Below are 8,959 nucleotides of genomic sequence, written 5' to 3' on the forward strand. Positions count from 1 at the left end.
TATATTAGATTCAATGAATACTAATGCAGGAGTGCTGTTAATGCATAATCTTTTCGTTCCTAAAACAATCATCAGCCGGATCAGGTGCTATTCTTTCTTCATGGTCGGAGTGCCCTTGATATTTATCAGCGTGATTCTCCTTTTCTTCATCAAATCAGCCATTTTCAAGGCCACAAAGCAGGAACTCGAAGAACAGGTTATCTCGCACAAAGTGGTCATTGAAGAATGGTTCCGGGAACGACAGAACAATGTAAAATTCCTTGCCGAAACAGAGGCACTGCGTAGCGGAGACCTGAAACGGATCGGACCAATTCTACAAAAATTCGATGACACACACGATGACATATCTGTAGTGATCTTGGCCGGGCCGGACGGTATCGCAGGAAGACATCTCTCCGGGCCGCTCATTAATGTCTCTGACCGGGAATATTTCATTAAGGGCCGAGCCGGGAAAGCACATGTAACCAAAGTCCTGACCGGGCGCGGCTCCGGGAATCCCATAATTATTTTCTCGCATCCCGTAACCATGAAAGACGGAACCTTCGGCGGAGTTGTTATTCTGGGTTCCCGGCTAACAGCCATAGACAAGCTGATGAAGAATCTCAGATTCGGCGACACCGGAGAGACATATATCCTCAACCGCGAAGGATATATGCTCACAGAATCCCGCTACGCTGCGCAGCTGAAAGCGGAAGGCAGGATAAAAAGCACTGCTATTCTGGAGATCAAAACCAGCACCAAAGGATTTGAAGCCGCCCTTTCAGGCAGCCAACCCCAAGGCCCATACCTTGACTACCGAGGAGCAGAGGTTCTGGGGGCCAGTCAGTGGATCAGAGATGGCAGATGGCTTCTGGTTTCTGAAATTGATTACAACGAAGCCCTGAGCCCACTCTATTCTTTCATCTGGACAGCTTTCAGCGGAGCGGCTCTGACCCTGTTGATCCTGACTCCTTTTGCGATCAGATTAATACGCTCCATAAATATTCCCATCTCACAACTGAACAATGTTGCCCGACAGATGACCTTGGGTAAATTTGACTGTGCATGCGCCGAGGCGGACATGCCTTCGCCTCCAGATGAGATAAAACAATTAATGGAAGCCTTTTGCTCCATGCAAGAAAAAGTGGACAGCACTGTACAGGAATTGCAAAAATCAGCGGTAACCGACCAACTGACCGGACTGCCTAACCGACGCTACCTCATGAAGGAAGGTGCAAGGCTGGTGGATATAGCCATTCGCGCAGGCCAACCCTGCTCGCTGATGATCATGGATATTGACCATTTTAAAGTTATCAATGACACTTACGGGCACACTATGGGAGATGTTGTGCTCCAACAAATGAGCAGAGCATTTCAGGAAATTGTGCGCACCTCGGACATCATAGCCCGGTACGGCGGGGAAGAATTCGTGGTTGTAGCACCGGGCTCTGACATTGATTCCGGGAAAAACCTCGCCGAAAGATTACGCCAAGGCATAGAGGCCCGCACATTCAATAACGAAACGGAGCCTCTAGCCTGCACCATTTCTATTGGAGTGGCCCATTACGCCACAGATATCAAGTTCGGGGCGGACGCATACGAGGACATGCTAGCCCGGGCGGATAAAGCCCTTTACGATGCCAAAGATACCGGACGTAATAAACTATGCATAGCCGAACCGCATAATAAACTTACCGACTCCCCTAAAGGAGAGAATTAGTGGAAACTTTACAGATCAGAACAAACAGCCGCGAAGAAATGATCGACATAACTGAACCAGTACGCGAACTGATCAGAGACAATGGATGGCAGTCCGGCGCATTGCTGCTCTACTGCCCGCACACCACCGGAGCAATAACAGTAAACGAAGGAGCAGACCCGGATGTGGTCCGCGACATCACCGTAAACATGCGCAAACTGGTCCCTCATCGCGGAGATTACCAGCACATGGAAGGCAACTCCGACGCTCACATCAAAACCTCCATGTTCGGCCCGGAGCAGATGCTTATTGTTGAAAACGGAGACGTCATGCTCGGCACTTGGCAGCGCATCTTTTTCTGTGAATTTGACGGGCCTCGGAGCAGGAAGCTTTGGGCGCAGTGGCTGGGAGCAAGTTAAATCTAAGCTGTATAAAAAGGTAATAATTTTGGTTGCTCTTTTGCCCGTCTTACGCCACATTCCAGCAAAAGGCATAGACTAAAAATAACAACCTTAAAGCTTAGTATAGGATTCCATAATGCCTGAGAAAAAGTCCTCCAAAACCGGAAAACAAACCAAGAAACATTTCATACGGAGACTTTTTTGTTTCGGATCACTAGCAGGCATCGCAATGCTGGCGGTTGTTCTTTCCGTTATACATACGCAAGATATCTACCGAGAACTTGCAGATAAAACCACAAAGATTTCAGAAAGCCTGATTGTAGAGAAAGAAAAATTCCTGCGCGAGGCCGTTAAACTGAACGAGCCACACAACAGAGCCATAGCCACGGAACTCCACATTGATAAAGTGGATAACATCATCCAAGACGAAGCTCATATATTAAAGGGAACATACAGTTCTCAGCTGAAAATGACCATTTCCATTTCTCTTCTAGGGATCATCCTTGCAGCACTGGTCGTCATATTTCTTGAAAAATATATTTCAAAACTTATCTCAAACTACGAAACTCGCATCAACGAACTGGAAAGCCTTTCCAGCATCGATAAACTCACCGGATTAGCAAATAGACTCAAACTTGATGAGATTTTTACCTATGAAATCAGTAAGGCCCAGCGACATGGTAATCCGTTTTCCATTCTGCTGCTTGATCTGGACAGATTCAAAAATATTAATGACAACTTCGGACATGATATTGGAGATACAGTTCTTCAGGAAACAGCACAGCTGCTAAGAAACAACCTGCGAAAAACTGACACCATAGGTCGATGGAGCGGGGAAGAATTCCTGATAATTGCTCCAGAAATAGGCCATGAGAATGCCATGCTTCTGGCAGATAAAATACGTAGAATTATTGCCGGACACTATTATACGTCAGTCGGAACTGTCACCTGCTCCATAGGAATCGGTTCTTTTCACGATGAGGACAGCAGGGAAAGCATGACCGAGCGAGCTGACCGGGCACTATACACTGCAAAAGACAATGGACGGAACAGAGCCGTATACGGAGAAATGTAACTTTATCCGCAAAACATAGACTTGCGTAAAGCAGAGCGAATACCAGACTAGTTAAGCCGCTCTACCCTTCAAACTGGCAAAGGCCAGAATCACCCCGAGGGCCCCGCCGAGAAGGGCGGCGAAGATAATCCGCAGGTCCGGCGGCAGCATGAAAGTCACAGTATGGGCTGGAATCCAGAAGCAAGGAATGGTCTTTTTCAAGACGAACCCCCACATGCTGTTCCAGTTGATGGCTGACAACCTGGCCGCAACATCCACCGGAGCAATCAGAGAGCTTATGCGCCCCTGATGGACCTGAATATGGTCATCGTAAATTTTGTGCAGGATCATGAGCACCGGAGCGAAGACGGTATTGAGCATGACGCTGGTAATGAACGAGATGAGTAGCGAGGCGAAAAAACCATCATCAGCACTGACATTCAGGCCGAGGGAAGTAAGCACAGCCGGAGAACCTACGGCAAAGACTGCGAAACACGCCTTTATGAACAGCCCGATGAATCCCCACATGACCGCTCTGGCAATGAGGCCGAATCCGGGCCGCCAATAACGTCCATCCACGATGCGCAGAGCAACGCATTCCCCGAAAGTCGCCAGAATAGCGAATTTGATAAAACTTAAAATATAACCATGCTCTTTGGTGTAGAGCTTGAAAGTTTCAATAGGATGAGGCTGGCAGGCAACCCAGATAAGCAACAATGCAATAACGCTGAGAGTGATATAATCCGATCTTTTCATGGAAATTTTATTCATAATATTGTTAGTGCCTTAAACCTTTTCCTTTGAAAGATTGACGTATGAGAGATGTGTTGAAATTCCTTTCTCTTTAAAAACTCTGATCAACCGCATGGATACATCACTTTTCAGGCTCCACGCCTCAGCAGGAGAATCTGCCCAGGCGGCTACCCAGCAGACAACGCTTTCCTTATCCATGCTTCGTATCCAGAATTGTGGGGTATCCTGTCCGTTATGATGCTCACTTTGAGATGCTACTTCCAAGGCGATTTCCCTGACCTCGTCAATATCCGCATCATATGAAACTGAAAATTCAATGTAAGACCATTGCAGACTGTCATTAAGAGTCAGGTTGGTGAATTCTTTATTCAACATGCGACTGTTGGGAATAATGTAACGCTTCCAGTCCCATGTCTTGATTTTTGTGTGGGTAATGGAAATATCCTCGACAGTGCCGTACTGCCCATCTATCACCAAAGTATCACCAACCCGAAGCTGCTTTGAAAATGAAATAACGATGCCCGAAATCATGTTCTCCACCAGAGGGCGGGCCGCGATACCGACCACCGCTGTCGAGATAGCAATAAGTATCGAAATCATCGTATTGGGAAGCTGCCCTACAAAAGGCATAACCATTGCCAGCAGCCAGATCATCACGAGGAAAAGTATTAATGTACGGCGTATGACCGTGAACCGGCTCTTGACGCCCTTGACCATATCCTTTCGTTCCTGCCGCTCTTCCTTATCAGTTAGAACGTCAGTAGGAATGGCCGCAGTGGTTTCCGGGTCTTTCTTGATCAGCTTTTCAATGCGATCAACACGACTCTTTCTAAATCGTGTGACACGGCAACTGATCCAGATATAAATGATCGCGGCAACGGCGGTTATGCAAGCTATGTAGATGTACGGATCGATTTCAGTAAGCATGCCTCATCCTTTAACTGCAATACCTGAAACCGTAAACACTTATGAGCTACATACCCACGCACCGCATCAATGGCCTGCGTTTGTCCCCCTCCGTAACGGAACAGGCACAACTTTCCGGGCTGAGCCGCTTCTTGGCACCGTTTAAGACCATACGCAGACAAAAACGGGAGCCATGCCCTCCGCTTTCGGACAGACAGTTGAAAATTTCGTCACCGGCGCGATCTAAAGCTTCGGCCACGGTTAAGCCTTTATTTTGCATACGCTCGGCCTTCTTCCTAAGCAGTTCTTCCAGCAATGCAGTGTTCATACGCCACTCCCGAAGTCTTTTAGAACTCTGTCCTGTTCATAAATGCCGAATTTCCGGCATATCCACTCCTGTTGCAAGTACTGATGCAATTTCCAATCCTTCGTTGCCGTCCGGCAATAAAGCAGATACACTAAAAAGCAAAACAAGCGGTAATAATTGCGGAAGTCATTTACAGTATAGCACTATAAACCTGTGTAAGCGACATGTTTCCGCTTTTCGACTATTGACACCAGAAATATCCATAATGGAGCAAATTGTGAATCAAGCATCACAGAGTCGTATTGACATCGGGAAAAGATTTTTAAGAACCATCGTCTGCATCATCGCCTTTGAGCTGGTCAGGATAATGGCTTATACGCTAATTTTCATACAATACCTTTTCCTGCTCATCACAGGCAGCCACCTTGAGCCGTTGCGGAATTTTGCGGGTATGTTGAGTTCATACGCATATTCCCTGCTCCGCTACTCAACACTGACCAGCAATGTAAGACCGTTTCCGTTTTCCGATTTACCTGCTGATTCCGAACAATCAATATCTCCGTCTGACATAGACTACTCTTAAATAAAATATGAGCATGCGCATAAAACTATTCATCCTGCTTCTGGCTTTCAGTCTTGTTCCCCTGCTGGTTGTTTCCGTCATCAGCAGGCAGGGAATTCAGGATCTGGGCCATGCCCAATCCGACCGTTTGCGGGAGGATATGATCAAAATCCTGACCGATGAAATGCATCAGTGCGCCAGAGACTCGGCCAAACTGGTACAACAACAAGCAGTATCCCTTGAGTTCGCCCTCAAGGCCATTGGTGCTGAAGCCGAGGATGTGCTCAACGATCCGGTAGAAGGCACCCCGAAAGTATACTTTGCCGAGGACTTCAACATCAAAGGACGCCAGCCCGCAGACTTCGGCCCCTCCCCGCAATATTTCGTCATCAGCGAACAGGGTCAGAAAACACCATCCTCGGTCAGTCTGGAGGAGCCGGTGTTCTTTTATCCTAAGGGACAGGAGCAATTGAAAGACAGTGCCGACCTAACCCGGCTGTGCCTGCTCAAGCCTGATTTCAAATCCTTTTTCAACGAAGCCGGAACCGCATTACACCGGGTTTACATCACTCTCAATTCCGGGCTGCATATGGCCTATCCCGGCCATGGCAATTATCCAAAAAGTTACGATCCCCGTAAACGGCTCTGGTTTACTGATGCAATCGATAAAAAAACCATTGTCTGGGACAAATTCATTGATGCCAGCACCGGGCAACAGGTGTACACCCTTTCCAAACCCCTCCGGGACCGTAACGGCAAGATTATCGGCGTGGTAGCTATCGACATCCAGTTGGTACAGCTGCTGCGTAAGGATGATCTTTCCTCCCAGTGGTCCAGTGCCATCCAGACCTTTGTGGTCGGCCCGGTTAAAGCAAACGGGGGAGTGGAACTCCGCATCTGGGCCGAGGCGGGACACAAGGAAACCAACATTTCATGGCAGACCGGACTTCCCAACGAAGTGCGCTACCTGCAATCCCCGGACAAAAAATCCATGGCCGAACTGGTCAATGCCATTACTCTTGGTAAATCCGGGGTTATACACATGTCCTACAAGGGAGTTGATTCCATCTGGGCCTTTTCACCCTTTCGCGGTGAGGGCAGCTATGTGCTGATCACCCCGAAAAAAGTCATCACCAGAGTCCCGGACTCTGCTGCTGAGCAGGCCCTGATCCTAAGCAAAAACCTTTATGTGGCTGTTGGAGCCGCTGCTTTCTTCACCCTAATCACCGTTGCGCTAGTCGCTTTTGTGGGCAGCCGCAAAATCCTCAAACCGCTGCTGGTCATGACCGATGCCGCTGAAAAAATCTCTGAAGGCGACCTTTCAGTGCACGTTGATGTCAAAACCGGAGATGAACGGGAAACCCTCGCCAATGCCTTCAACCACATGATCCCAAAATTGCAGGACCATCTGCGCATCAGTAAATCACTTGAACTGGCACAGGAAGTCCATACCAGCCTACTTCCGCAGGAACCTCCGCAAATTAACGGGCTTGATATCTCCGGGATCAGCATTTCCTGTGATGAAACCGGTGGGGATTATTTCGATTTCTACACCCCTCCCATCAACGGAGGCACTGGAATCCTACTTGGCGACGTTACCGGGCACGGTGTTTCCGCAGCACTGCTCATGACCACCGGACGTGCGCACCTGAAACATACTTCCGGCCATCTGGAACCGCTGGCCAGCCGCATTGACGAGGTCAACAAGCTGCTCTGTTCAGATATAGGCGATACCGGGAGATTTATGACCCTGTTCTGCCTTGAACTATCCCCGGACAATTCCAAGGGCACATACGTACGCGCAGGACATGACCCGGCTACCATTTATGATCCCGCCAGCGGAGAAAAACGTGACCTCATGGGGTCGCCCATGCTGGCCTTGGGTATCTTTGATGAAAGCGAATATGATGAATTTGATATTGATTTGAATGAAGGAGAAATCATCTTCATCGGCACGGACGGCATCTGGGAGGCTCGTAACACCAAGGATGAAATGTTTGGTCGCGACCGTCTTGACCAAATCATCTTTGCCAATGCCCAGCGCAGTGCCGCAGAAATCCAGCAGGAAATCATCGCCGCTGTCTACAAGTTTCAGAACGGCATGGAGCAGGAAGACGACATCACGCTGGTAGTTATCAAAGTTAACGAATTCAACAGGACCAAGGAACTTAAAAAGGAATAATCCATGGAGAACAGTCACCGTTTTTTCAGGAACATCGATTGCCGCTATTTTCCATGTCACGAAGTGAGCGATGAAACGTCCTTCAACTGTCTGTTCTGCTTCTGTCCGCTCTACCTCTTAGAGGATTGCGGCGGGCGCTTTAAAATGACTGCCAAAGGCGTTAAGGACTGCACTGACTGTAAAATTCCGCACCGCCCTGAAGGGTACGATTACATCATTAAAAAAATTAAAGAAGCAAACGCCAAATAGCCCGGAGCAACCCATGTCAGAAAATTTTACCTTCGCCCTGACTCAGGAAGAAAAAGACTATCTAAAAAGCCTGGTCCACAAAAGTATCATGTGCCGACTTAACAAGCAGGAAGAATCCGTCCCGGAACCTGTAACCGAGCATCTACGCGAGAACTATGGGGCCTTCGTGACCCTGAACAAGGGCGGACATCTGCGCGGTTGTATTGGAAACGTACAGGGAACCGGACCGCTCTACAAAACCATCTGGAAGATGGCCCGCGCCGCCGCATTCGAAGATCCCCGTTTTCCGCCTGTAAGTATGGAAGAATTCGAGGAGATCGAAATCGAAATATCCATCCTCAGCCCCATCAGCCTTTGTCCCGATACAGATAAGATCAAAATCGGGCGGCACGGCCTGATCATGCAGCGCGGACAGCAAACCGGACTTCTTTTGCCGCAAGTCGCAGTGGACTGGAAATGGGATCGCGAGCAGTTTCTGGCCCAGACCTGCCAGAAAGCAGGCATGGAACCGGATGCATGGCAAGACCCGGCAACCAATATTTTCTGGTTCGAAGCTGAAGTATTTTAAAGATGCTTCCCCAGACCCCATCCCTTCAAAACCTTTCAATATGCTTCGCAACGATAATGAACAAGACCAACACGCTTATTGAAGCGAGTGTAAATCAAAACAACTAAAAGTTTTTGAAGAGTCCAGAGAAACTTTTTCCAAAAAGTTTCTTTGGCCCTCGGAGAGCTGATGGGATGGTCCCGCCCCTTAAAAAGGGGTATATTTCAAGTTCACCACAACTTCGAAATGGAGGACCATCCCAATGAAAGTAGCTACCATAATCGGAATTGATTTGGCAAAGTCCAGCATCCAGCTTTATG

Annotated in this window: 10 protein-coding genes; 7 read left to right on the plus strand and 3 right to left on the minus strand. The window is 48.3% G+C overall.

The window, feature by feature from the left end; genetic code table 11:
* The first annotated feature begins 13 nt into the window (after positions 1-13).
* From D0S45_19550 to D0S45_19560, 3 genes are all read left to right on the plus strand, one after another.
* Positions 14-1,699: a diguanylate cyclase gene (locus D0S45_19550; protein TIH11718.1), complete on the plus strand. Its 1,686-nt coding sequence runs from the start codon at positions 14-16 to the stop codon at positions 1,697-1,699.
* Entirely contained in the window at positions 1,699-2,097 is a 399-nt protein-coding gene (locus D0S45_19555) for a YjbQ family protein (protein TIH11719.1), read from the plus strand. Before D0S45_19550 ends, D0S45_19555 begins: the two co-directional genes overlap by 1 nt.
* Before the next feature lie 118 nt (positions 2,098-2,215).
* Entirely contained in the window at positions 2,216-3,154 is a 939-nt protein-coding gene (locus tag D0S45_19560; protein TIH11720.1) for a GGDEF domain-containing protein, read from the plus strand.
* A gap of 51 nt (positions 3,155-3,205) precedes the next feature.
* On the opposite strand, the gene D0S45_19565 is transcribed toward D0S45_19560, so the two are convergent.
* The 3 genes from D0S45_19565 to D0S45_19575 are packed head-to-tail and all read right to left on the minus strand — an operon-like array spanning position 3,206 to position 5,120.
* Positions 3,206-3,904 carry a hypothetical protein gene (locus D0S45_19565; GenBank protein TIH11721.1) on the minus strand — a complete coding sequence of 233 codons (699 nt, stop codon included), beginning with the start codon at positions 3,902-3,904 and terminating at the stop codon, positions 3,206-3,208.
* Positions 3,905-3,919: 15 nt separating this feature from the next.
* Positions 3,920-4,813, minus strand: a complete 894-nt coding sequence (locus tag D0S45_19570) for a mechanosensitive ion channel protein MscS (GenBank protein ID TIH11722.1) — start codon at positions 4,811-4,813, stop codon at positions 3,920-3,922.
* Between the two features lie 46 nt (positions 4,814-4,859).
* A complete protein-coding gene (locus tag D0S45_19575; GenBank protein ID TIH11723.1) occupies positions 4,860-5,120 on the minus strand; it encodes a hypothetical protein in 261 nt (86 codons plus the stop codon).
* Between the two features lie 244 nt (positions 5,121-5,364).
* Between D0S45_19575 and D0S45_19580 the strand changes: the two genes are divergently transcribed.
* From D0S45_19580 to amrA, 4 genes are read left to right on the plus strand one after another with little or no spacing between them, the layout of a single operon-like run.
* Positions 5,365-5,682, plus strand: a complete 318-nt coding sequence (locus D0S45_19580; GenBank protein TIH11724.1) for a DUF4389 domain-containing protein — start codon at positions 5,365-5,367, stop codon at positions 5,680-5,682.
* Between the two features lie 7 nt (positions 5,683-5,689).
* Positions 5,690-7,843, plus strand: a complete 2,154-nt coding sequence (locus tag D0S45_19585) for a HAMP domain-containing protein (GenBank protein TIH11725.1) — start codon at positions 5,690-5,692, stop codon at positions 7,841-7,843.
* 3 nt (positions 7,844-7,846) lie between these two features.
* Complete coding sequence (locus D0S45_19590; protein TIH11726.1) at positions 7,847-8,092, plus strand: metal-binding protein; 246 nt, start codon at positions 7,847-7,849, stop codon at positions 8,090-8,092.
* 13 nt (positions 8,093-8,105) lie between these two features.
* On the plus strand, positions 8,106-8,660 hold the full coding sequence (amrA, locus tag D0S45_19595; protein ID TIH11727.1) for an AmmeMemoRadiSam system protein A: 555 nt from the start codon (positions 8,106-8,108) through the stop codon (positions 8,658-8,660).
* Positions 8,661-8,959: the final 299 nt, after the last annotated feature.

The sequence above is a fragment of the Marinifilum sp. JC120 genome (assembly GCA_004923195.1).
GTDB lineage: Bacteria > Desulfobacterota > Desulfovibrionia > Desulfovibrionales > Desulfovibrionaceae > Maridesulfovibrio.